This is a genomic window from Larsenimonas rhizosphaerae (genome assembly GCF_023700005.1).
Classification (GTDB): Bacteria; Pseudomonadota; Gammaproteobacteria; order Pseudomonadales; family Halomonadaceae; genus Larsenimonas; species Larsenimonas rhizosphaerae.
Genome location: NZ_JAMLJK010000001.1, coordinates 1,058,054 through 1,078,463, shown reverse-complemented (window position 1 = coordinate 1,078,463; position 20,410 = coordinate 1,058,054). Strand labels below are relative to the sequence as shown.

Below are 20,410 nucleotides of genomic sequence, written 5' to 3'. Positions count from 1 at the left end.
GACCGCCAAAAGGTTTTATAACATAGGTTATTAGAATCTAAATAATAAGGGGATTCATACACATAAACACGCTCCCCGGTGAACCTTGCACAAGAAAGACATCATTTTATAACCCTCGGAGCACTACACCTTACACACTGGCGCACACTAAACAGGAAAGCCATCAGCGATCATGGCGTGCCGTGATACATACCTAAAAAAAGCGCCCCGAGGGCGCTTTCCTGTCTTTCTCACCACGATCACTCGTCAACAAATGAGCGCAGCGATTCGCTTCTGGAAGGATGGCGCAACTTGCGCAGCGCCTTGGCTTCGATCTGACGAATCCGCTCACGGGTAACATCAAACTGCTTGCCCACTTCTTCGAGGGTATGATCGGTATTCATGTCAATGCCGAAGCGCATCCGCAGCACCTTGGCCTCACGTGCAGTCAACCCACCCAGCACGTTGCGAGTCGCCTCGATCAACCCTTCACCGGTTGCGGAATCGATCGGCAACACCATGGTGCCGTCTTCGATAAAGTCACCCAGGTGTGAATCATCATCATCGCCAATGGGCGTCTCCATGGAGATCGGTTCCTTGGCAATCTTCAGCACCTTGCGCACCTTGTCTTCCGGCATTTCAAGGCGTTCACCGAGTTCTTCAGGAGTCGGCTCACGCCCCATCTCCTGAAGCATCTGACGAGAAACACGGTTGAGCTTGTTGATCGTTTCGATCATGTGCACAGGAATACGGATGGTTCTGGCCTGGTCAGCGATGGAGCGCGTGATCGCCTGACGAATCCACCAGGTCGCATAGGTCGAGAACTTGTACCCGCGACGGTATTCGAACTTGTCGACGGCCTTCATCAGACCAATATTGCCTTCCTGGATCAGGTCGAGGAACTGCAGGCCACGGTTGGTGTATTTCTTGGCAATGGAAATAACCAGGCGAAGGTTGGCCTCAACCATTTCCTTCTTGGCACGACGGGCCTTGGCCTCACCGATCGACAGCTTGCGATTGACTTCCTTCAGGCCGGCTACATTCAGATCGACCAGCTCTTCTTCAAAGGCAATCTTGCGCTGGGCACGCAGAATATCAACGCGGTGACCTTCCAGCGAATCCCGGTACCTGGGATGCTTTTCAATGAAAAGATCCAGCCACTCGAGGTTGGCTTCATTGTTCGGGAACGAGGCAATAAAGCTCTTACGCGGAATCTTGGAGCGCTTGACACACAGACGCATGATGGAGCGCTCTTGGCGACGAACCTGATCCACGCTCAAGCGGACCTGGCCAACCAGACGCTCGAAGTGCTTCGGCACCAGCTTGATCGGTGAAAACAGTTCGGCAAGACGTGCCTGTTCCTTCTGAACTTCCCTGGAAGCACGCCCCTTTGAGGCAATCAGTGCCTTGGTCTTGTCGTTCTGCTCGCGAATCTGCTCGAAACGGACACGCGCAAGCTCCGGGTCGGGGCCGCCTTCGCTGGCGTTATCATCCTCGTCCTCGTCGCCTTCAGCATCGTCTTCGTCCTCGTCGTCCTTGTCGGCCTCGCCTTCGGCCTTCTCGGGCGGAACATACTCTTCGATTTCTTCCACTTCGGCAGCGCCCGGCGTCCCTTCATCCGGGTCAATGAACCCGCTGAAAAGATCCGACAACCGACCAGGCATTTCCTCGTCCTGAGTGGCGTCGTATGCATCGAGAATGGAATCTACCGCACCCGGCAGATACGCAAGCGATCCCATGACCTCACGGGTACCTTCCTCGATCCGCTTGGCTATTTCGATTTCGCCTTCGCGGGTCAGAAGTTCCACCGAACCCATTTCACGCATGTACATGCGTACCGGGTCGGTCGTACGGCCGACATCGCCCTCGACAGCAGCCAGAGCGGCGACCGCTTCCTCGGCAGCAGACTCGTCGGTAGACGAGTCGGACATCATCAATGTATCTTCATCAGGCGCTTCTTCAACGACCTTGATACCCATGTCGTTAATCATGCTGATGATGTCTTCTACCTGCTCGGGATCTGCGATATCCTCGGGCAGATGGTCGTTGACCTCAGCGTAGGTAAGATAGCCCTGCTCCTTACCCTGTGCGATCAACTCCTTCAGACGCGACTGCTGTGTATTTCCAGCCATAGAAACCTATCTCGACGAAGAAGAATGGTGTACCTGAAACTCAAAATGAAGTAGCGCGGCAACGAACGGACCATTATAGCGGAGCGGGTCGTTTGCGCCAGCTTCATATTGACTGGTGTTCCGGGTATGCTATTTTGTAGCGTTTAGCCATATACCCCCTAGATGAGGGGGCATCCTGTAATTTTCAACCCTTCCCCTGCGACAACTGTTGCGCCAGTTGCCACATTCTGACGGCGTCATCCCGGGAAAGTTTCTCACCCTGTTTTTCTCGAGCGACCAGCGCCTCGTACTCACTGTGCGGAGAACTGCTTTCACGGCGGCGTTCAAAATGCGCCACGATCTGGCGAAGCTCTTCACTGCGATATTCCGGCGGCAAAAGAAGATCCCGACGAGACAGCAGCTTCCGCAACTGCTCCCCCTCTTCACTGCCATGGAAATGCCCCATGATGACCTGCGCCGAACGATACCCACCGGCGCGAATCAATCGAATGACCCGAGACAGCAACTGCCCCGATGCCGTTTCCGGGCACCAGTCCACCGATTCAGGCAACTCGTTCACGCTTTCCGGCGCATGAAGCAGCAGCAAAAGGGCCTGATCGCACCGATCCAGAAGCCCTGCTCGTGAAGACGACGTTGAACGTGATCGCGCTTCTTCCTGAGCCGGTGCATTCCGATTATTTCCTGTATCGGCCGAAGGCGTGGAATTCTTGTCCAGCAGCAGCGCCGTGATGCGGCTGCGTTCCATGCCACTGCGCTCGGCAAGCGCCTCGATCATCAAGGACCTGAGCACTCCATCGGGCAGATCACGTACATGCGCCAGCACCTTGCTGACAAAGCGCTCTCGCGACTCGATCTGTTTTAGATCAAGCCCCTCGGCAGCCTGTTCGAACAGAAACTCCGACAGCGGGCTGGCACAGACCACACGCTCTTCGAAACGCTCTGCACCCTCGGCACGAATCAGCGAGTCGGGATCCTCCCCTTCGGGAAGAAACAGAAAACGTGCCTGGCGACCGTCCAGCATGTGAGGCAACACGGTGGAAAGAGCCCGAACAGCCGCCTGCCGCCCAGCCTTGTCACCGTCAAAGCAAAACACGATTTCGCTGACCAGCCGAAACAACCGTTGCAAGTGTTCCGGTGTTGTTGATGTACCCAGCGTGGCCACTGCGTTGTTTACGCCAAACTGGGCCAGCGCCACCACATCCATGTAGCCTTCAACAATCAACAGACGCTCGGCTCGCGGATCCATTTTCCGGGACTCGAACAGGCCGTAAAGCTCTCGCCCCTTGTGAAAGACAGGCGTTTCAGGCGAGTTCAGGTACTTGGGTCTGGCATCACCCAGCACACGACCACCAAACCCCAGAGTGCGCCCCTTCCAGTCCCGGATCGGAAACATGACCCGATCCCGGAAACGGTCATAGGTGCGCCCGGTCCCTTCCTTTTCCACCAGCAGGCCATATTCCACCTGCTGATCCTCGGCCACATTACGCTGAGCCAGCGTATGCTTCAGGCCATCCCAGCTGTCCGGGGCAAAACCGATGCCGTAACGTCGAATGACTTCATCGGAAAGTCCACGACGTGCCAGGTACTCCCGTGCCGCCGAAGCGTCCTGTTGCGTCAGTTGATAGCGGTAATAACGCGCAGCAATTTCAAGAACGTGCTCGCTCTCTTCCTGTTGACGTTTCTTCTCACGGGCCTTTTCCTGCGCCACGGGGTTGTCATCATCCTCACGCTGAACATCCAGACCGAATCTGGCCGCCAGCTGCTCGATAGCCTCCGGAAACCGCAGCCCGTCATATTCCATCAAAAAGCGCACGGCATTACCGTGAGCGCCACAACCAAAGCAGTGATAAAACTGCTTGTCGGGGCTAACGGTAAAGGACGGTGACTTTTCATCATGAAACGGACAGAGCCCCTGGAAGTTGCGCCCCGCCTTCTTGAGTACAACACGCTCATTCACAAGCTCGACAACATCGGCTCGCGCCAACAGGTCGTCAATAAACCGTTGTGAAATCTGTCCTGCCATCGGAAGGCCACTGCGTCAACGTCAACTGAAAGAGGAGTCATGCAGGCATCCATTATGCCGGCAGCCCGGAAGGGGTCACTGTGCCAAGACAGCTTTTATCCTGTACAAAGCAAACGGCCGCCAGAGGCGGCCGTTTGTAATCCTTCTAAAGCTGCTCGATTGCTCAAGCAACCCAGGTACGGATCAATACAACCGTTCGAAACGCTTGCGCTCACGCTGAACCTTCTTGGCGTGACGTTTTACTGCAGCAGCAGCCTTGCGCTTACGAACAGCCGTCGGCTTTTCGTAGTGCTCACGGCGACGTACTTCAGACAGAACACCACCTTTTTCGCAGGAGCGTTTGAAGCGACGGAGTGCGACGTCGAACGGTTCGTTATCGCGTACTTTTACAGAAGGCATTAAGCGATCACCACCTTGGATTAAGTAGATCGGTTATGAACGTGCTCAATGCCCGACAGTCATGAAGGCCTCCCGACATGCGGGCTGCCTATGCCTGCCCAGGGACATATCAAGCACAGCTTACTCAAGAGGACCGGTATTATAGAGATCGTCAAGCATTATTGCAATTGGCCTGACAGCGCTTTTCCAACCGATTACACTGAGCGCCCCGACAAGAATAGAGTTTTTCCATGCGCGTACTTGGCATCGAGTCTTCCTGCGACGAAACCGGCGTTGCGCTTTATGACACTGAATCCGGCCTGCTGGCAGATGCCCTCTTCAGCCAGATCGACATGCACGCCGCCTACGGTGGTGTCGTTCCCGAACTGGCATCACGAGACCATGTGCGCAGACTCCTTCCACTGATACAGCAGGTGCTCGATGACGCCGGCATGCACCGCACCGACTTGGATGCCATTGCCTATACCGCCGGCCCCGGGCTCGTCGGCGCCCTGATGGTGGGAGCCTCGACGGCGCACGGCATGGCACGGGCGCTGAACATTCCCGTACTGGGCGTTCATCACATGGAAGGCCACCTTCTGGCCCCGATGCTTGAAGACAACCCTCCCGCCTTTCCCTTTGTGGCGCTGCTGGTATCCGGCGGACACACACAGCTGGTGCAGGTTGAAGGTATCGGACAGTACACTCTGATGGGTGAATCGGTGGATGATGCCGCCGGCGAAGCCTTTGACAAGGTGGCGAAGATGCTGGACCTGCCATATCCGGGCGGCCCGTCAGTATCGGCACTGGCTGCCAGCGGCGCTCCCGGACGCTTTCGCTTCCCCAGACCCATGACAGACCGACCCGGTCTCGATTTCAGCTTCTCCGGACTGAAAACACATACCATGACCACGCTCAAGGCCCTGGTGCGTGACAACGCTCTGGACGAACAGGCGCGCGCGGATGTAGCCCGCGCCTTTGAAGAAGCCGTGGTGGATACACTGGCCATCAAATGTCGTCGAGCACTCAAGGCGACCGGATACCGACGCCTGGTGGTGGCCGGCGGGGTCAGTGCCAACAAGCGGCTGCGTGACTCACTGGGCAATGCCCTGCACGCGCTGAGCGCTGAGGTATTTTACCCCCACCCGCGCTTTTGCACGGACAACGGGGCCATGATTGCCTTGGCAGGCGCACTGCGCCTGAGCCAGGGTGAGCATGACACCGGCACCATGCACACCACGCCACGCTGGCCATTGGACACACTGCAGGCACCACGGGCTCACGAGGATAGTTGAAATGGATATCATCCTGATTGATGGCCTGGCCATTGATACCACCATCGGTGTCTACGACTGGGAGAAGCGTATTCAGCAGCGACTGATTCTTGACCTTGAACTGGGCTGGGATATTCGGCCCGCAGCGGCAGACGATGACCTGAATCAGACATTGAATTACGCTGCGATCAGCGAACGCCTGATCGAGTTTGGCAACAGCCACCGCCTTGAGTTGATCGAGACCTTCGCTGAGCGCGTTGCCACGCTTCTCCAGGAAGAATTCAGCATTCCATGGCTTCGCCTGACCCTGCACAAGCCTGGCGCTGTTCCCGAGGCCCGCTCGGTAGGAGTGCGTATCGAACGGGGCCAACGGAATGCACTGCCATGACTGAAGTACTTCTTGGCATCGGCAGCAACCTGAATCCTGCCCACCATCTTCGCCTGGCCCTGGACGCGCTGAACGCAAGGTTCGGGCCCATCGCTACCTCACGAGTATTTGAAAGCCAGCCGGTCGGCTTCGACAGCACCAACCTCTTTTACAACATGGTGGTTGCCATCAGCACACCGCTGCCTCCGGAGATACTTGCAGAGCAGCTGAAGGCGATGGAGTATCAGCTGGGGCGGCCCGAAAATGCCCGTAAATTTGCGTCGCGCGTCATTGACATCGATGTATTGACCCATGGGGAATCGGTGCTTCAGAAGGACGGACTGGTATTGCCCCGCAACGACATTACCCGGTATGCCTTCGTACTGAAGCCTCTGGCCGAGCTACGACCACATACCCCTCACCCGGCGCTGGGTACCACGTACCAGGCACTCTGGCAGCAGTTTTCTACTGCTACGCCACAGCCCCTGACACCGATTCACTTTGAGTGGCAGGGCCGCTGCATTTCCTCACCGGATGCCGAGCATTCGCTATGACGATAACCCAAGCCGCGCCCTGATGGCTTCGGCACGCGCCTGTGCAAGTGCCTCCCCCATGGCCGGGCCCTTGAAGCCCTGCTGTACCAGCGCCTGAGGCGAAACGCTTCGGGCAGCCTCAAGCGCCTCGCCAAGCATCGCTACGTCAGCAGACCGGGACACTTCACACTCCAGCATGGCAATGGCCTGTCGGGCCCGCTCTTCCTTTCGCCAGGCATCAATACCATTGAGCCAGTCAAGCCAGCCGGACGTGGACGTCGGCCATGACGCCATCACGCGTCGCGTTCTGGCCAGCACCAATGAAAGCTGCATGAATCGTTTCGGGACCTTGAGGCGCTGATTGATCGCAACGATCTCGTCTTCAGCATGGAACTGCCACAGCGCTGCCCACCGTTCCTCCTCCAGCACATGGCTCGGCAAGACGGCAAGCCCCTTATCAAACCGGGAAGTTGTCGCCGTTTCGCCAAACAGGGGGGCCAGCGCGCCACACTCCGCCAGTACCTCAAAAAACACGACCGGCGCCACTTCGCCCAGCGCCTTTTCGGTTTCCTGCCAGACGCGCTCGGCCACCAGATGCCCCACCTCGCCGTCACGGACCATCTGCAGCAGCAACTGGCGAGTACTCTCGTCAATCTCGAATGAAAACGGAGCATATCGCGCCATGAAGCGAGCAAGCCTCACCACACGCAAGGGATCTTCCACAAACGCGTCACTGACATGCCGAAAACGACGATGGTGACAATCATGAACACCCGAGAAAGGATCCACCAGAGTGCCATCCGGCGCTCGGGCAATGGCATTGACAGTCAGGTCACGCCGAGACAGATCCTCTTCAAGCGTAACCTCCGGTGAGGCATTGACGGTAAACCCGCCATAACCATGTCCGGTCTTGCGCTCGGTACGTGCCAGCGCATATTCCTCATGGGATACCGGATGAAGAAATACAGGAAAGTCCCGCCCTACCGGACGAAATCCGCGTGAAAGCATCTCGTCCACTGTCGCCCCTACCACGACCCAATCCTGATCAAACACGGGCCGCCCCAGAAGCGCATCACGCACTGCCCCACCGACCAGGTAAACGTCCAGGCCTGCAACGACCTCATCGGCCCCGCCGGTCACCTTATCCTGCCAGCCACTCATGATGCGGCAGTACGCTCGGGGTACTGATGGCGCCACTGCTCAAAACCACCATCCAGACTGTACACTTCACTGAACCCCTGACCGACCAGCCACTGGGCGGCCTGCTGGCTCGAATGCCCGTGATAACAGACAACGACCACGGTCGCATCTGCCGGAGTATCAGCCACGAACCCGGCGACCGTACTGTTATCGAGGCGATGACTGCCTGGAATATGCCCGGCAGCAAAGCTGTCAGGATCACGGATATCCACGATGGCAGGCTCGGTCTGCTCGGCAAGCCACTGTGAGAGTGTCTCACCGGAAAGATGTGAAAAGGCCATGACAGGCTCCTTGCATTGAATGGAATTACTGACGACTGGGTACGGTGGTCAGCGTTGCATCAGGCAGTGTCAGAGCGGTCAGGCGGCCTTTCCAGACACAGCCTGTATCCAGCGCCCAGCCCGAAATACGCGACGCAGGCATCGCACCTTCAAGAGCAGCCCAGTGCCCGAAGGCCAATGATGGGCCATCATGCACACGCGGATACTGAAACCATGGGGCAAAGCCTTCAGGTGCACTGTCGAGCCCCTCCTTTGCCTTGAAATCGAGTGTTTCATCGTCATCGATGAACCGCATCCGGGTCATGACGTTGACAATGGCACGAAGACGATCACTGCCTGTCAATGCATCATCAAACCGGGCCGGCTCATTGCCATACATGCAGGACAGGAACGACTCGACCTGATCCCCACCCAGCACCGCTTCGACTTCCCTTGCCAGCCCGGCGGCCTTTTCGACCGACCAAGAAGGCAGTAGTCCGGCATGCACCATGGCCACGTCATGCGTCTCACTGACACGCATCAACGGCTGACGGCGCAGCCACTCGATCAGTTCATGTCGGTCAGGTGCGTCCAGGATGGCCTGCAGGGTATCCCCTCGCTTCAACCGGCCATGACCATAGGCCACGGCCAGCAGATGAAGATCATGATTCCCCAGGATGATCCCGACATGATCGCGCCGCGCATGAACTTCGCGCAGGCACTCAAGGGACTCGGGGCCCCGATTGACGATATCTCCGGCCACCCAGAAGGTATCCTGCTCCGGGTCAAATGACAGCGCCTTCATGAGGTCCGTAAACTCACGATGGCACCCTTGAAGATCGCCCGCGATATGCAGTTTCATACGGATCCTTCAGCCTGGTGAATCAGTGAACACTATTGGGGGGTGACAGGCGAAACGGCGGGATGGACACCTCGAACTCGACACCGCCGTCTCCCGAGAAGGTATAGCTCCCCTCCATGACGCCGACCTCGCAATCCATGACCGCCCGACTGCGATAACTGAAGTATCCCCGCCCGGCAATCAACGGTTTTTCACCCACCACACCTTCGCCCCGTACTTCCTGCACCTGACCACTGCCCTGGGTAATGCGCCAGTAGCGTCTCAGCAACTGGACTTCCTGTTCCCCATGATTGTGGATCTCGACGTCATAGTTGAAGACAAAGCTGCCTTCCTTGAGATCAGAGTCTTCGGCGACGTACTCCGGGCTGACCCTGACATCAATTACCGCTGCCGGGTCATCAATCATGGCGCAGTCTCGCTCAGGGCATTGGCCAACCGAACGTACTCTTCAAGCGACAGGGTTTCAGGGCGGCGCGTCGGGTTGATCGACAGCGCTTCCATCTGCTCGGCACTGATGATGGTCTTAAGATTATTGCGCAGGGTCTTGCGCCGTTGTGAGAAGGCCTGCTTGACCACACTGGCAAAAACGGTCATGTCATGCGCCTGATGTGGCCTTGTGGCGTACGGTGTGAGCCGAACAATGGCCGAATCCACCTTTGGCCGGGGCACAAAGGCTTCCGGCGGCACGTCAAACAGATGATCGACCCGACAGAAATACTGCGCCATGATCGACAGACGCCCCCACTGGCCCGAATCCGGCTGCGATGCGAGCCGCGCGACGACTTCCTTTTGAAGCATGAAATGCATGTCGCGCACGATATCGTTGACCTCCAGCAGCTTGAAAATCAGCGGCGTGGAAATGTTGTAGGGCAAGTTGCCTACCACTCTAAGCTGCTCACCCGGTGAGACCAGCGAGCGAAAATCAAAGGCCAGCGCATCAGCCTGATGAATACGAAATTCCGGATAGTTGAAAAACTGGGTTCTGAGCCCGGGCACCAGGTCACGATCAAGCTCGATAACGTCCAGAGCCTGAGCGCCATCCAGCAATCCCTGAGTAATGGCACCCTGCCCAGGGCCGATTTCCACCAATCGATCACCCTCAACAGGGTGAATGGCGCGCACCAGGCGATCAATGATGCCGGTGTCGCGCAGAAAATTCTGCCCAAAGCGTTTGCGTGCCCGATGGGGCGTGGGAGCATGGGTCATAAGACGAACTTACTTTCCTTGAGTGGCCGCACGGGCCATGACGAGAGCCTGGTCGATTGCCACATCCAGACTACCTCGTTCGGCCCGGCCGCTGCCGGCCAGATCGAGTGCGGTTCCGTGGTCCACGGAGGTCCTGATGATGGGCAATCCCAGAGTAATATTGGCAGCGCGACCAAAGCCGGCATATTTCAGTACCGGTAACCCCTGGTCGTGATACATGGCAACCATGGCGTCACTGTCACGCAGATGATGTGGGGTAAACGCCGTGTCTGCCGGCAACGGGCCGCTGAGCACCATGCCTTCTTCACGAAGCAGCGTCAGCGCGGGGGCTATGATGTCATCATCCTCGCGCCCCAGATGCCCTCCTTCCCCGGCATGCGGATTAAGACCACAGACCCCGATACGTGGTGCTGACACCCCGAAGTAACGCACCAGATCCCGGTGAAGAATACGAAGCGTCGAAGTGATCTTGTCCGCCGTTACCGCCGCTGGCACGTCTGAAAGCGGCATATGTGTCGTCACCAGCGCAACGCGCAGATTTTCGGTAGCCAGCATCATGACGACATCATCAACGCCACAGGCATCACGCAGGTACTCCGTATGACCTGTAAACCGGGGGTAACCCGCATCGATGATCACTCCCTTGTGCAGCGGAGCCGTCACAATGGCTGACGCCTCGCCGGCCAGGCAGGCACGAATGCCTTCATCCAGGCAAGCCAGTACGTACCCGGCATTGCGGCGATCCAGCTGACCGGCTACCACCGGTGCTGACAGTGGCACGGAGCGCACCGGCAGCACACCGGGAGCAGGCGTAATACTCTGCCCCGGCACCACCTCGATGATTTCCAGTTGCACCCCCAGCATGCGAGCCCGGTCGCGAAACAAGGCAGGGTCCCCCACGACAGCAAAAGGGGGCAACGACACCATGCGTTCGGGCTGGCAGACCAGATCAATGACCAGATCCGGCCCGATCCCCGCCGGTTCACCGGCGGTAATCAACAGAGGACGTAATGCGGTCATGGATACCTCACTGCACTGCGGTATCGTTCAACCGATTATCGACATAGGCCGAGGCACGAATTTCCTGCAGCCAGCTGTCCAGTTCCTCATTGACCTTACGCTCGAAGAGCTTCTGACGGATCTGCTCACGCTGACTGTCCTCGGTGACATCGCGCTGGCGGCGCCCTTCCACTTCGATGACATGCCAGCCGAACCGTGACTTCACCGGCTCGGAAATCTGTCCCTGCGGCAGGCTTTCCAGTGCCTTTGCAAAGGCGGGCACCACATCCGACGGGTTGGTCCAACCCAGTTCACCGCCATTGAGTGCCGTGCCCTTGTCATCACTATACTGACGAGCCAGCGCACCGAAATCGGCGCCCTGCTTCAGCTCACGGGATACCTTCTCCGCAAGCGCCTGAGCCTGGGCATCGCTGCGATTCGGGTTCGGGCTTATAAGAATATGGCGGGCATCAACCTGCGAAATCAGCTGCTGCTGTCCACCCTTTTTCTCGACCAGCTCCACCAGATGAAACCCGCTGGAGCTTCGGATCGGTGCACTGACGTCGCCGGCACTCATGCCAGGCACGACATCAGCAAAAATGGTGGGAAGTTCATTGCGCGGCCGCCATCCCAGATCACCTCCTTCAAGGGTCGGATCACTGCTCACTCTCGCGGCCACCTGAGCAAAGCTTTGCTGCCCGCTGCGAATCTTCTGCCTCAGCGCGTCGGCCTTCTCGCGGGCGGCATTCACCTGCGCGCTGGTCGGATTTTCCGGCAGTGTGACCAGGATATGAGCCAGATGATAACTGGCCTGGTCCTGGGCCCCCATCTTGTCCAGGTACTGATCAACCTCACGCTCGGGAATCGTTACCCGGCTGGCAACCTGTTGCTTTTGCAGCATGGAAACCAGCAGTTCCCGACGCACCTGGTCACGCACGGTATCAAAGGATACGCCCTGTTTTTTGAGCATGGCCTGGAACTGATCCAGGGTCATGTTGTTGCCCTTGGCCACCTGACGCAACGCCTGACTCAACTGGTCATCATCCACTGACATGTTGGCCTTTTTGGCCATCTGCAGCTGAATGTCTTCCAGAATCATTCGATCCAGCACCTGCTGACGCAGGGCATCACCACCGGGGGCCTGCACATTACGCGTGGACAGCTGCTTCTTGACCTGCTCAATGCGGCGGTCAAGATCGCTCTGCATGATGGCGTCCTGATTTACTACGGCCACGATTCGGTCCAGAGGCTGGCTGGCAGCGTAGCCCAGCGGGCTGAGGCCCATGAGAAGGGCAAGCCCGGCGGGGGCCAGAAACGTCTTGCGCATGATGTTACTCTCTTGAACAGTCTGTCATCGGTGCGCCCCGACGGGGCGCACCGGACGATTAAAACGTGCCTGGCTGGTACCCAGGAACAGCTTCGGAGAAATACGGATCCGGGTCCTGCCCGATACCGCCCAGTCCCTTGAAGATAAACCGCAGGAAGATACCGCGCTTGGTTTCATCATCCACGATGGTGTTGGCACTATCATCATCATCGATCCACTCGCGCCAGGCGACTTCGACGCCATAGCAGCAGTCGTTGAACTGTACACCTGCCAGCTTTTCAAGGGCACGACTGTTGGTTTCATCGTACAGGTAGCGACCAATCAGCGAGACACCGGCCGTTGCCTTCCAGGCAAACGAGAGATCATATTCGTTACGGTTGTATCCCAGACGGTCCTTGCTGTCTCCGGCGGGATCAAACCCCTGAACCTCCCAGCGATACCCCAGGTTGACGATACTGCCGCCCGGGTCACGGTAACGAAGGTACGTCGAGTTCTGCTCGGTACGGCCACGCTCGGTGTCGTAAAGCATCGCGTAACGCGCGCTCCAGCGCCGGGTCAGCTGCCAGTCAACCTGGGCAACCGCTGGTGAGTACTCCCGGTGGTCGTTGTAATAATACTGACTGTTGGGATCATCGTAATTCTTGCTGGGGTCGTTGTCGTTGACTTCACGATCATCGAAATAGCGGCTCTGACCCAGCGACAGCTTCAGCCGTTCACGACCAGTGGCATCTTCCAGAAAGCGGGAGCTGACCCCATAGGAGAGCTTGTTGACATCACCGATCCGATCACTGCCGGTAAAGCGATAGGGAGACCACAACCGATTCCAGGAATAGGACTGGGGGTTGGTATCGAATACCGGCATGTCATCCTGGTCGCGCTCGGGCACGTAGGCATAATAAAGCCGGGGTTCGAGCGTCTGACGCCAGCGGGAATCAAAGGCAGAAAAGTCGCGTTCGAAGATCAGACCGGAGTCCACGGAAAGTACCGGCGCCGCGACAGAGGGTGATTCGTCGCGCCCGTCGAGGCTTGCTTCATTACGATTGCCGTAATCGAGATCGTACTGGCTGTACCACAGCTCGGCGCGTGGCTCGAAAAAGCCCCAGCTGTTATCGCCCCGATAACCGACGGCCGGTGCAAAATGAATCCGTGAGCCGGTGGCCGATTCACGCAGCGGCACATCGTTACGATCAATGTCGCGCCAGAAATACGTGGCAGTACTGTTCCATTCTTCGTAAGTGCCCGAAGATTGATCCCACCGCGCCTGAGCCAGCAGTGCCGGAAGCTCATAAAACGGCTTGTCATCGTCGGCCAGCGGGTAGTCCATTTTCTGGAAACCACGCGCACGGCCCTGCAGATGCCAGACATCCCCCTGGTAGTCCAGACGGGCCAGACGCTCGAGATAATCGGTATCGATCTCATCAAAGCTCTGGCCAAAATCATCAAAGTAGTCGCCATCACTGGCAGCACCATATTTCAGATCATACCGGGTACGCTCTGAAAAACGGCCGCTGTGGGTATAGTTGATATACCAGCGGTCCTGATCCTTGTGACTGTCATCGCCGCCGGGGTTGTCTCCCCCTTCATCACTGCCAAGATATGCTCCGGCAATCGCACCCTTGTCCGTACCGAACAGATAACGAAACTCACCACCAAGCATGGCACCACGGTTCTGGATATAGCGCGGCGTCAGGGTCGCGTCATAGTTGGGTGCCAGATTGAGGTAAATCGGCTGACTGTAGTCAAGACCGTCAGAGCTTCCGTAGCTGATCAATGGCCACAGCGCGCCGGTATGGCGACGATCATCGAGGGGGAAGCTCAACCAGGGCCAGTAGAAGACCGGAATATCCTCGATCTCAAGCCGCGCGTTGGTGGCCGTGCCATACCCGTTTTCACGATCCAGCACGACATTGCTGCCGATCAGTCGCCAGAGGCTGCTTTGTGGATCACAGGTCGTGAAACTGGCCTCGCGCAGCTGATAGCGGCCATCCTTGAGGCGCGCCAGTGACTGGGCATCCCCGCGGGAATGCTGGCTGTGAAAGACATAGTGCGCACTGTCAACCTGCGCCGCATCGCTGTTCAGGGCGATATCCGCGCTGTCACCTCGCACCAGTGCACCGTTGGCACGCCAGGCCAGGGGACCGGACACGTGAGCATTCGTACGGTCCTGGTTGACGGACACCTGCGGTGCCTCCACCTGTTGATTACCACGGCGCAACACCACATCGCCATTGAGAATGGTCTCACCGCTGCTGCCGTAACCGGCGCTGTCCGAACTGCTGCGCACCTGTGACGGGGTCTGCCCGGCACCAATACGGTACGCAGGCATGACATAGCGCCCACGACACAGGGCATCCGCAGGGCGATCTTCACCCCAGGGTTGCCAGTCAAGTTGATCGGCCGATAGCGTCGCAGGCGGCGCTGCATGAGCCGTGCCGGCCAGCACGCCGGTCAGTGCGGCGGTCCAGAAGGTACGCTGCCCCATGTTATTCGTCATCCTTGCCTGATAAGGAACGGGGTTCATCCCCATGTACTTGCATCAAAAAATCGGTAAGGTACACACCGTCATGCCCTGACCGCCCCTTGAACTCAGGGCCGTTATTTTCAGGAAACAGGTACCATGTCAGAACGTCTTGCCCTCATGAAACACTGGCTCGCCGAGCAGTATCGACTCAGCGACAGCGACATGGCGCTCGAGGTCATCGCAGATGATGCCAGTTTCAGGCGTTATTTTCGCCTCGAATTGCCGGATCACTCGACCCGGATCATCATGGATGCGCCCCCGGAACATGAAGACAGCACTTCCTTTGTCACCATCGACAGGCTGTGGCATGCGGCCGACCTGCCGGTCCCGGGCATAGAAGCCTGTTCGCTTGAACAGGGATTCATGGTGCTCGAAGACCTTGGCAACACCATGCTACGACAAGCACTCGAGGATGAACACCGTATCGAGCCGTTGATCGAGCAGGCCATCGCCCTGTCGGTCCGTGTTGCAGCCCAGCCGGCCGAGGCCCTGCCTGACTACGATGCAACGCGACTGGGCAGTGAGCTGGATCTGTTTCCAGAATGGTGCCTGCCCTGGCTGGGCCTTGACCTGCCGCCTGGCTGGGTGAAGTTCAGAAATGCCCTGGTCGAACGCCTGCTGGATCAGCCACGTGTCACCACCCATCGTGACTATACACCGCAAAACATCATGGTTCAGGGAGACAGGCTCAGACTGATCGACTTTCAGGGGGCCTGGCATGGGCCGTTGAGCTTTGACATGACCTGCCTGCTTCGTGACCGGCATCAGCCGTGGCCCGCCGAGGACAGACATCGCTGGCTAATGCAGTACCACGCGCGTGCGATCAGCAGTGGATTGATACCGGAAAGTCATTCCCGGTCCCGCTTTCTGGCAAATTTTGAAGATACCAGCGCGCAGCGTAGCATCAAGGTTCTCGGCGGGTTCTGTCGCACGGCATTTCGTGACCACAAGCCTCGTTACCTGGCGTATATGCCCTGCTTCCTCGCGCATACCCGCGAGGCGCTTTGCGCCCTGGGAGAAACCACCCTGCTTGACTGGTTTACCGACACCTTCACCCCTCGCCTTGACCGGGCCCTGAATACATCCACCGAGAACACACCATGAAAGCCATGATTCTGGCAGCGGGACTGGGGACACGGATGCGCCCACTGACCGACACCTGCCCGAAACCCCTGTTGCCCGCGGGCGGCAAGCCCCTGCTGGTGCACCACCTGGAACGGCTGCGCGACAGCGGCATCACCGACATTGTCATCAATGTAAGCTACCGTCGCGCACAGGTGATGGATGCACTCGGCGATGGCAGCGCTCTGGGCGTCAGCATTACCTGGAGTGAAGAGGAGACGCCGCTTGAAACCGCAGGCGGCATTCGGCATGCCCTGCCACTGCTGGGCGACGCGCCATTCTGGTTGATCAATGGGGATGTCTGGTGTGATGCCGACCTGACACCAAGACATCTTGCCGATCAGGCACTGGGGCATTTACTGATGGTGGATAACCCACCCCATCATCCCGACGGGGATTTCAGATTGAAGGAGGGGCAGCTCGACGCTACCGGTACGCCGCGACTGACCTATTCGGGCCTGGCCATACTGGACCCCGCCCTGTTCCATACCCTGCCGGACAATACTCCGGCCAGACTGGCCCCGTTACTGGTTATTGCCATGGAACAGCACCGAGTGACCGGCGAGCATTTTACCGGGCAATGGGTCGATGTCGGCACACCGGAGCGCCTCCATGCGCTGGATGCACAGCTGAGCTGATTACAGTACCATTCAGCGCCATGAGTGCTCGACGAGCCTGCGCTCCCGTCAGTGCGCACCAACCGCAAGCAAAGGAAATACACAGCATGAAAGCGACGGTAAAATGGACCGATGGACGCCAGTTCGTCGCCGAATCAGGCAGCGGCCACAGCGTTGTCATGGACGGCAATCCGGATAATGGCGGGCGCAACACCGGCGCCAGACCGATGGAACTCCTGTTGATGGGCATGGGCGGCTGTACTGCCTATGACGTGATCAATATCCTTGAGAAATCCCGCCAGCAGGTCACCGACTGCGTCGCAGAGCTGAGCGCAGAGCGCGCCGATGCCACGCCGGCCGTATTCACCCAGATTCATGTCCACTTCGTGGTTACCGGCCGCAACCTCAAGGAATCCCAGGTCAAACGGGCAACGGAACTGTCTGCCACCAAATACTGCAGCGCTTCGCTCATGCTCGCGGCAGGTGGCGTCGAGATCACCCATGACTACGAAATTCTTGAGGCGCCCTGATTGTCAGACTGCCAAAAGACAGGTGCAACCCCTCCCGGGGATGTGCATAATACGCGCCTTTCGATGACGGGTTCGACGCTTGCTCGTCGGGCATTCACCACCGCTGACAGCTGCAGGAGGCTCGGAATTGACCGACAAGCTCCGACTCCACGGGTTTAATAACCTGACAAGCTCCTTGAGCTTTAACATCTACGACATCTGCTATGCCAAGACCGAAGAGCAGCGTGAAGGGTACATCGACTATATCGACGAACTTTACAATGCCGAGCGTCTGACACAGATTCTCAAGGATGTAACCAATATCATCGGGGCACACGTCCTTAATATCTCACGCCAGGACTACGAACCTCATGGGGCCAGCGTTACCATTCTCATCGCTGAACATGAGCTTGATGGACCGCTGAGCGAAAGCGTGTCAACACCGGGCCCGGGGCCACTGCCTGAAACCGTGGTTGGCCACCTGGACAAGAGCCATGTCACGGTGCATACCTACCCGGAATCCCATCCGGACAACGGTATCAGCACGTTCAGACTTGATATCGATGTCTCGACCTGCGGCATGATTTCACCCCTCAAGGCACTGAACTACCTGATCCACAGCTTTGACTCGGACATGGTCACGGCCGATTACCGGGTACGCGGTTTTACGCGTGATGTCGATGGCCGCAAGCTGTTCATCGATCACGATATTACCTCGATCCAGGATTACATTTCCGAAGATACCAAAAAGGCCTATCAGACCATCGACGTCAACGTGTATCAGGAAAACATGTTCCACACCAAGATGCTGCTGAAGGACTTTGATCTCGACAACTACCTTTTCGGCACATCTCGCCGAGAGCTGTCCTTTGAAGAAGCCGACGATATCGAACGGCGTCTGCGTCGAGAAATGCTGGAAATCTTTTATTCCCGCAATATGGACTGACAGTCAGCATACTGTCTCTGAACGCCGCACGCTGCGGCGTTTTTCATGACCGGCTGTCAGACCCTTCGTGCAGCAAAAGCCACGGACCTCACCAGCACCCCCAGCCCCCACCGCGCAGGCGATGCCCAGGCCCGTGCACCGCCTTCCAGCATCTGACGGCCATGATGGGCATCGTCCCCCTGCATGGCCTGAAAAATGGCGCGAGACCGGCGATCATCCTCAGGCAACTCACGAATCACATGCTCCGACTGCCTGCGCGTGGCTTCGGTAGCAGCATGCACAAACCCGAGCCCGGCGGCCTCATCCAGCCGACTGCTCGCCGCCGACAGCGACATGGCACTGATGTAAAGGATGGGATCCAGCAGACTGGTTCGCCCCCCCAGTTCAGCCAGCCGCTGACGACACCACCCAAGCTGGTCCCATTGCTCCCCCGCCACCTGAAGCACATTCTGTTGCACGCGGGTTTGACGGGCCGCCAGCGCCTGCCCCTGATACAGGGCCTGCAAGCACAGGGCCTGAGTGTAGTGACCTCGCACCCAGGACGACGAGATTCTGCGTGTGCCAGGAGCCATCGCCCCATCGCTGGCTTCATGCGCCGGCGAGGAACGAAGCGGCTGAACCGCCTGGGGAGACAGCACCCGCAGCAGCGAGTCAAACTGACTGATCATGCAGTCGGTACGGGTCATTTTCATCAGAAACTCCTGAATCAAGCCAAGGGCACTCTTCGAGCTTAGGTGCTCCACGGGTGCATAGCCACTTTCAGGACATTTAGCGAGTCACCTTTAATTACTTTCTTACGCATAAAAAAAGCGCCTGACGGCGCTTCTCGATAGATAATTTACAGGTCCGGCTGTCAACCTGCAGGCCAGGTAAAATGACGCCCCCCCATCAGATGCAGATGGATGTGATAGACCGTCTGCCCACCGTACTCATTACAGTTCATGACAACGCGATATCCCTCGTCGGCAAAGCCCTTTTCACGGGCCAGACGAGCTGCCGTCACATGCAGCCTGCCCACCAGCTCGGCATCATCCTCTGTCAGATCATTCAGGGTGGCAATCGGGCGCTTGGGAATGATCAGCATGTGATACGGCGCCTGGGGGCTGATGTCATTAAAGGCCAGCACGTGCTCATCTTCAAAGACGATATCGGCCGGGATATCACGGTTAATGATTTGCGTAAAGATCGTACTCATGGCACTTGTCCTTCTATGGGGAAGACATCACTCAGCGAAATCGACGCCTGGAGAGCAGTGCTTCCACTCTGGGTGTAATGATCAACTCGATGGCCAATGGCATCATGGAGCCAGGTACGACCAGCGTATGCGGGCGCGTCATGAAGGAATCCCTGATCATGGACAGCAGATAGGGAAAATCTGCGCCGTGCCGGTCGCGAAATCGGATAACGACAAAGGACTCACCATCACTTGGAATATCCTGAAGCTCGAAGGGATTGGACGTATCCACTGTCGGCACACGCTGAAAATTGATATGAGTTCGAGAAAACTGTGGAATCACATACCGCACATAATCCTGCATACGCCCAAGAATGGTATCCACCACCGCCTCATGTGAATGCCCACGCATATTGGTATCGCGGTTTATTTTCTGAATCCACTCAAGATTCATGGTGGGTGCCACACCTACCAGCAGATCCACATGACGTGCCACATCGAATTCGGAAGTCACCAGCCCGCCGTGAAGGCCCTCATAGAAAAGCAGATCCGTTCCCTCCGGGATCGGCTGCCATTCGGTGAAGGTCCCCACCTGATAGCCCGCTTCCAGCATGCGCTTGTCTTCGGCATGAATATAATGACGAAACGTACCGGTACCGCGCTCGCCGTATTCCTGAAACAGGTCTTCAAGACGATCAAGCAGGTTGGCCTCGACGGCAAAGTGGGATAACTCGGATTTGCGCTCCGGCTCTTCCTTGAAGATGCGCCGCAGATCTTCCCGGGTATAACGGTGAAAGGCATCCCCATCAATCACGGCAGGATGTATGGATTCACGAGCAAACATGCGTTCAAACGCACGGCGTACCGTCGTGGTGCCCGCACCGGACGAACCGGTTACCGACACGATCGGGTATTCACGAGACATGTCCTGCTCCTCCCCCTGACCTGTCGCCCCTCCATGGAAGCCGCGACAGGCGCTTG

The 20,410-nt window shown here is 57.7% G+C and carries 21 protein-coding genes; 7 read left to right on the top strand and 14 right to left on the bottom strand.

Features of this window, described 5'->3' with window-relative positions:
• Nucleotides 1-239 precede the first annotated feature (239 nt).
• The 3 genes from rpoD to rpsU all read right to left on the bottom strand — a co-directional run bounded on the left by rpoD (nucleotide 240) and on the right by rpsU (nucleotide 4,533).
• The gene (gene rpoD, locus NAT21_RS04870; RefSeq protein ID WP_250936146.1) at nucleotides 240-2,111 is read right to left on the bottom strand and encodes an RNA polymerase sigma factor RpoD; all 1,872 of its coding nucleotides are present in this window, start codon (nucleotides 2,109-2,111) and stop codon (nucleotides 240-242) included.
• 184 nt (nucleotides 2,112-2,295) lie between these two features.
• Nucleotides 2,296-4,134, bottom strand: a complete 1,839-nt coding sequence (gene dnaG / locus NAT21_RS04865; protein ID WP_250936143.1) for a DNA primase — start codon at nucleotides 4,132-4,134, stop codon at nucleotides 2,296-2,298.
• 183 nt (nucleotides 4,135-4,317) lie between these two features.
• Nucleotides 4,318-4,533: a 30S ribosomal protein S21 gene (gene rpsU, locus NAT21_RS04860; RefSeq protein WP_250936141.1), complete on the bottom strand. Its 216-nt coding sequence runs from the start codon at nucleotides 4,531-4,533 to the stop codon at nucleotides 4,318-4,320.
• A 230-nt stretch (nucleotides 4,534-4,763) separates the two neighbouring features.
• Here rpsU and tsaD point away from each other — a divergent pair, with 230 nt between their 5' ends.
• Genes tsaD through folK form a run of 3 tightly spaced genes read left to right on the top strand, consistent with a single transcriptional unit; the run spans nucleotide 4,764 to nucleotide 6,707 of the window.
• Entirely contained in the window at nucleotides 4,764-5,807 is a 1,044-nt protein-coding gene (tsaD, locus tag NAT21_RS04855) for a tRNA (adenosine(37)-N6)-threonylcarbamoyltransferase complex transferase subunit TsaD (protein WP_250936139.1), read from the top strand.
• A 1-nt stretch (nucleotide 5,808) separates the two neighbouring features.
• Nucleotides 5,809-6,174: a dihydroneopterin aldolase gene (gene folB, locus NAT21_RS04850; protein ID WP_250936136.1), complete on the top strand. Its 366-nt coding sequence runs from the start codon at nucleotides 5,809-5,811 to the stop codon at nucleotides 6,172-6,174.
• Nucleotides 6,171-6,707, top strand: a complete 537-nt coding sequence (gene folK, locus NAT21_RS04845; RefSeq protein ID WP_250936134.1) for a 2-amino-4-hydroxy-6-hydroxymethyldihydropteridine diphosphokinase — start codon at nucleotides 6,171-6,173, stop codon at nucleotides 6,705-6,707. The genes folB and folK overlap by 4 nt, the downstream gene beginning before the upstream one ends.
• Here folK and NAT21_RS04840 read toward each other — a convergent pair.
• The 8 genes from NAT21_RS04840 to NAT21_RS04805 are packed head-to-tail and all read right to left on the bottom strand — an operon-like array spanning nucleotide 6,702 to nucleotide 15,022.
• Nucleotides 6,702-7,847: a tRNA nucleotidyltransferase/poly(A) polymerase-related protein gene (locus NAT21_RS04840; RefSeq protein ID WP_284732659.1), complete on the bottom strand. Its 1,146-nt coding sequence runs from the start codon at nucleotides 7,845-7,847 to the stop codon at nucleotides 6,702-6,704. The two genes, folK and NAT21_RS04840, sit on opposite strands and share 6 nt — an antisense overlap.
• Entirely contained in the window at nucleotides 7,844-8,167 is a 324-nt protein-coding gene (gene glpE / locus NAT21_RS04835) for a thiosulfate sulfurtransferase GlpE (RefSeq protein WP_250936132.1), read from the bottom strand. The genes NAT21_RS04840 and glpE overlap by 4 nt, the downstream gene beginning before the upstream one ends.
• Nucleotides 8,168-8,192: 25 nt before the next feature.
• Nucleotides 8,193-9,008 (bottom strand): symmetrical bis(5'-nucleosyl)-tetraphosphatase, encoded by an 816-nt coding sequence (locus NAT21_RS04830; RefSeq protein WP_250936130.1) that lies wholly within the window; start codon nucleotides 9,006-9,008, stop codon nucleotides 8,193-8,195.
• Between the two features lie 22 nt (nucleotides 9,009-9,030).
• Nucleotides 9,031-9,414, bottom strand: a complete 384-nt coding sequence (apaG, locus tag NAT21_RS04825; protein WP_250936128.1) for a Co2+/Mg2+ efflux protein ApaG — start codon at nucleotides 9,412-9,414, stop codon at nucleotides 9,031-9,033.
• On the bottom strand, nucleotides 9,411-10,214 hold the full coding sequence (gene rsmA / locus NAT21_RS04820; protein WP_250936127.1) for a 16S rRNA (adenine(1518)-N(6)/adenine(1519)-N(6))-dimethyltransferase RsmA: 804 nt from the start codon (nucleotides 10,212-10,214) through the stop codon (nucleotides 9,411-9,413). Before rsmA ends, apaG begins: the two co-directional genes overlap by 4 nt.
• 9 nt (nucleotides 10,215-10,223) lie before the next feature.
• Entirely contained in the window at nucleotides 10,224-11,234 is a 1,011-nt protein-coding gene (gene pdxA / locus NAT21_RS04815) for a 4-hydroxythreonine-4-phosphate dehydrogenase PdxA (protein WP_250936126.1), read from the bottom strand.
• A 7-nt stretch (nucleotides 11,235-11,241) separates the two neighbouring features.
• Entirely contained in the window at nucleotides 11,242-12,540 is a 1,299-nt protein-coding gene (locus tag NAT21_RS04810) for a peptidylprolyl isomerase (protein ID WP_250936125.1), read from the bottom strand.
• Between the two features lie 58 nt (nucleotides 12,541-12,598).
• Nucleotides 12,599-15,022 carry an LPS-assembly protein LptD gene (locus tag NAT21_RS04805; RefSeq protein WP_250936124.1) on the bottom strand — a complete coding sequence of 808 codons (2,424 nt, stop codon included), beginning with the start codon at nucleotides 15,020-15,022 and terminating at the stop codon, nucleotides 12,599-12,601.
• Between the two features lie 135 nt (nucleotides 15,023-15,157).
• Here NAT21_RS04805 and NAT21_RS04800 point away from each other — a divergent pair, with 135 nt between their 5' ends.
• From NAT21_RS04800 to speD, 4 genes are all read left to right on the top strand, one after another.
• A complete protein-coding gene (locus NAT21_RS04800; RefSeq protein ID WP_250936123.1) occupies nucleotides 15,158-16,165 on the top strand; it encodes an aminoglycoside phosphotransferase family protein in 1,008 nt (335 codons plus the stop codon).
• Entirely contained in the window at nucleotides 16,162-16,821 is a 660-nt protein-coding gene (gene murU, locus NAT21_RS04795; protein WP_250936122.1) for an N-acetylmuramate alpha-1-phosphate uridylyltransferase MurU, read from the top strand. The genes NAT21_RS04800 and murU overlap by 4 nt, the downstream gene beginning before the upstream one ends.
• A gap of 86 nt (nucleotides 16,822-16,907) precedes the next feature.
• The gene (locus NAT21_RS04790) at nucleotides 16,908-17,330 is read left to right on the top strand and encodes an OsmC family protein (RefSeq protein WP_250936121.1); all 423 of its coding nucleotides are present in this window, start codon (nucleotides 16,908-16,910) and stop codon (nucleotides 17,328-17,330) included.
• Nucleotides 17,331-17,457: 127 nt separating this feature from the next.
• Nucleotides 17,458-18,255 carry an adenosylmethionine decarboxylase gene (gene speD / locus NAT21_RS04785; protein WP_250936119.1) on the top strand — a complete coding sequence of 266 codons (798 nt, stop codon included), beginning with the start codon at nucleotides 17,458-17,460 and terminating at the stop codon, nucleotides 18,253-18,255.
• A 56-nt stretch (nucleotides 18,256-18,311) separates the two neighbouring features.
• Here speD and NAT21_RS04780 read toward each other — a convergent pair whose 3' ends face one another.
• The 3 genes from NAT21_RS04780 to NAT21_RS04770 form a co-directional block, all read right to left on the bottom strand.
• Complete coding sequence (locus tag NAT21_RS04780) at nucleotides 18,312-18,947, bottom strand: demethoxyubiquinone hydroxylase family protein (protein WP_250936117.1); 636 nt, start codon at nucleotides 18,945-18,947, stop codon at nucleotides 18,312-18,314.
• A 161-nt stretch (nucleotides 18,948-19,108) separates the two neighbouring features.
• Entirely contained in the window at nucleotides 19,109-19,450 is a 342-nt protein-coding gene (locus NAT21_RS04775; RefSeq protein ID WP_250936115.1) for a histidine triad nucleotide-binding protein, read from the bottom strand.
• A gap of 31 nt (nucleotides 19,451-19,481) precedes the next feature.
• The gene (locus NAT21_RS04770) at nucleotides 19,482-20,354 is read right to left on the bottom strand and encodes a phosphoribulokinase (protein WP_250936113.1); all 873 of its coding nucleotides are present in this window, start codon (nucleotides 20,352-20,354) and stop codon (nucleotides 19,482-19,484) included.
• Between the last annotated feature and the right edge of the window lie 56 nt (nucleotides 20,355-20,410).

What these genes read in the sequence shown, in the direction of transcription:
- rpsU (WP_250936141.1), bottom strand. Translation starts at nt 4,533, where the DNA reads ATGCCTTCTGTAAAAGTACGCGATAACGAACCGTTCGACGTCGCACTC.
- rpoD (WP_250936146.1), bottom strand. Translation starts at nt 2,111, where the DNA reads ATGGCTGGAAATACACAGCAGTCGCGTCTGAAGGAGTTGATCGCACAG.
- NAT21_RS04775 (WP_250936115.1), bottom strand. Translation starts at nt 19,450, where the DNA reads ATGAGTACGATCTTTACGCAAATCATTAACCGTGATATCCCGGCCGAT.
- glpE (WP_250936132.1), bottom strand. Translation starts at nt 8,167, where the DNA reads ATGGCCTTTTCACATCTTTCCGGTGAGACACTCTCACAGTGGCTTGCC.
- NAT21_RS04840 (WP_284732659.1), bottom strand. Translation starts at nt 7,847, where the DNA reads ATGAGTGGCTGGCAGGATAAGGTGACCGGCGGGGCCGATGAGGTCGTT.
- NAT21_RS04800 (WP_250936123.1), top strand. Translation starts at nt 15,158, where the DNA reads ATGTCAGAACGTCTTGCCCTCATGAAACACTGGCTCGCCGAGCAGTAT.
- apaG (WP_250936128.1), bottom strand. Translation starts at nt 9,414, where the DNA reads ATGATTGATGACCCGGCAGCGGTAATTGATGTCAGGGTCAGCCCGGAG.
- NAT21_RS04830 (WP_250936130.1), bottom strand. Translation starts at nt 9,008, where the DNA reads ATGAAACTGCATATCGCGGGCGATCTTCAAGGGTGCCATCGTGAGTTT.
- tsaD (WP_250936139.1), top strand. Translation starts at nt 4,764, where the DNA reads ATGCGCGTACTTGGCATCGAGTCTTCCTGCGACGAAACCGGCGTTGCG.
- folK (WP_250936134.1), top strand. Translation starts at nt 6,171, where the DNA reads ATGACTGAAGTACTTCTTGGCATCGGCAGCAACCTGAATCCTGCCCAC.
- NAT21_RS04790 (WP_250936121.1), top strand. Translation starts at nt 16,908, where the DNA reads ATGAAAGCGACGGTAAAATGGACCGATGGACGCCAGTTCGTCGCCGAA.
- pdxA (WP_250936126.1), bottom strand. Translation starts at nt 11,234, where the DNA reads ATGACCGCATTACGTCCTCTGTTGATTACCGCCGGTGAACCGGCGGGG.
- folB (WP_250936136.1), top strand. Translation starts at nt 5,809, where the DNA reads ATGGATATCATCCTGATTGATGGCCTGGCCATTGATACCACCATCGGT.
- NAT21_RS04805 (WP_250936124.1), bottom strand. Translation starts at nt 15,022, where the DNA reads ATGGGGCAGCGTACCTTCTGGACCGCCGCACTGACCGGCGTGCTGGCC.
- dnaG (WP_250936143.1), bottom strand. Translation starts at nt 4,134, where the DNA reads ATGGCAGGACAGATTTCACAACGGTTTATTGACGACCTGTTGGCGCGA.
- NAT21_RS04780 (WP_250936117.1), bottom strand. Translation starts at nt 18,947, where the DNA reads ATGAAAATGACCCGTACCGACTGCATGATCAGTCAGTTTGACTCGCTG.
- NAT21_RS04770 (WP_250936113.1), bottom strand. Translation starts at nt 20,354, where the DNA reads ATGTCTCGTGAATACCCGATCGTGTCGGTAACCGGTTCGTCCGGTGCG.
- murU (WP_250936122.1), top strand. Translation starts at nt 16,162, where the DNA reads ATGAAAGCCATGATTCTGGCAGCGGGACTGGGGACACGGATGCGCCCA.
- rsmA (WP_250936127.1), bottom strand. Translation starts at nt 10,214, where the DNA reads ATGACCCATGCTCCCACGCCCCATCGGGCACGCAAACGCTTTGGGCAG.
- NAT21_RS04810 (WP_250936125.1), bottom strand. Translation starts at nt 12,540, where the DNA reads ATGCGCAAGACGTTTCTGGCCCCCGCCGGGCTTGCCCTTCTCATGGGC.